Raw genomic sequence first — 2,092 nt, 5'->3', positions numbered from 1 at the left:
TAAGAAAGAGAAATTCAAGCGTTGATTTATGTGTGTGAAGCGTTAAAGCTAAAAACTGATACGATTTCTTAACTAATCATTTGCCTAGCTTTTAAAAGTCAAACCAATTTTGCTTGGTGGCAATAGAGAGAGGGAAATACCTGATCCCATACCGAACTCAGAAGTCAAGCCTCTTATCGCCGATGGTACTGCACACAAGAGTGTGGGAGAGTAGGTCGCCGCCAAGCTTTTTTTTCTTTATTCAACTCGCGCTGCTATAAGCTTTTCTCCTTTCCTATCACTTTATCTTACCTCGCTCATACCTTTTTCTTCACTATTTGATATTTCAATAAATTTATTGCGCTCTCTCTCTGTATAGCACTATACTTGGAAAATTCCATTTAAAGAGTTAGATTTTCTTCTCTTAACGAGAAATAACAGAGAAAAGAAATAGATGAGCTATAAGAATTTTAAGTCATTTTAGATGGCAAGCGAGCAAGGCTTACATACTTTTGCCAAATTATCCCCACTCTTTTCAACGTTTAAAATCTTAATTTTACTCAATCAGCTACAGCTTTTCAAGGAAAAGCAAGAATAAACTCTTACTAAAATAGGCTAGAGCATTTTTCTGTATATTAATAAGATAGAGAATTTGGCCTACCTTCTTCAAAATTAGCTATCAGCTCTCGCTTTCTAGCACTATGGCCTACCTTGCTAGGCATTACTTAGCAGCTGTTGGCATTGTTGCTTGGCTGTCCATACGGCAGAACTAAATAAGACATTTTTGGCCACAGATTAAACTTATCTTAGCATTTTCAACTTTTAATCTTCTGAGGACAATGGGTAGCAAGCAGATGTGCTTATTACCATTTAGAAATGTGTGCTAAACTGAGAAAAAACTAAGCTGGTTTTATTCCCCTTTAAGAAGTGAGGGTTTTATTATGAAGAGGTTATTTAATCCAACGCTTTGTTGCTAAGATCAAAGCTTACTTATTTCGTCTTATAAGCTTTATCAAAGCTTTGATTACTCTCCAGCAGGGCCCTAGCTTAAAAATGACATGAATGGGCGCTAGGGAGCCACTAATGAAAGAATGCGGGTATAACCAGAATAAGTAATTGCTTAGGCTTTTAAAGGCCTTAAAAGGTCGCCTCATTTTATAATCGCTAGCTAAGCAGAAGATTCATCGCTTAATTTTAGGTGATTGAAGATTTAACGATCTTTAAAGTTAAAGTAAAGCTTCGAGTAATAGGGCTGAACTTGCCTATTTGCCATCCCTGCATGTGGCAGTCCAAACAAGCTCTTTAAAAACAAACCGGAAGCGTAAGCAAAACAAATCAGTTAGCTTACTTGGCAGTAGAGGAGTTATCTTAAGCGACATTATATTCAAAAAGAATGGCCATAGACTTAAATGCAAAGGTAGCCGAAATGAAGCGACAAAAGTTTTACTGCCAACTTTTAAAGCCGATCGAATTTTTTCTGGAGATCTATATAATTCCATGCAATAGAAAAAGCCTGGGCAGCTTTAAGCATGGCATCTAACTTGTGCTTAGTAGCTAACCTTAGCGAATGAAATACAGCAAAGTGGCATCAAAATGTTAGATTGCTAGAAAATCTAAAATAGCTTTTTTAAAGGCTAAACCTGTAGTTTTTAGTTGGAAAGTCTATCTCTGCCTTTATCTAAAAGGTCACTTCACCGGCCATGAGTGCTGGTAGCCTTGCATAAAACAAATAATTTTTTAGCAACTTTTTTTTGTAGATTATTAAGCTTCTAGAATGGGCGACAGCTGGGATCGTTTTATTTAGCGGCATCGTTAGCTTGATAGGAGTTATTATGTGCCTGCGTTCAAATTCTAATAAAGTTGAATTTTTTGGAAAGGAAAAGGGATGAAAATCTTAGAAGATAAACAAGAAAAAGAAAGGATAAAAATCAGCGATTCCCGCTGAAAAAAATTCCCTCTGTGATAAACTAAAAAAGAAATTTTTTTTTGTAAACCATTAGGTGAGGTTAGTTAGGGGAATGTGGGCGAAAGAGAAAAAATACCTTTGTGCTGCAGGTTTACTGGCCATCACACGTAAAGCTTTTACAAGGATCAAAGAACCCAGTGTTTCTTC

At 36.4% G+C, this 2,092-nt stretch carries 1 rRNA gene; it reads left to right on the top strand.

What is annotated here, in order from left to right:
- The first annotated feature begins 112 nt into the window (after positions 1-112).
- Positions 113-227, top strand: a 5S ribosomal RNA gene (rrf, locus tag NEOC65_RS01500).
- Positions 228-2,092: the final 1,865 nt, after the last annotated feature.

This window comes from Neochlamydia sp. AcF65 (genome assembly GCF_018342435.1).
Classification (GTDB): domain Bacteria; phylum Chlamydiota; class Chlamydiia; order Chlamydiales; family Parachlamydiaceae; genus Neochlamydia.
Note: the sequence above shows the minus strand (reverse complement) of the source record. Positions and strands in the feature narration are given on the sequence as shown.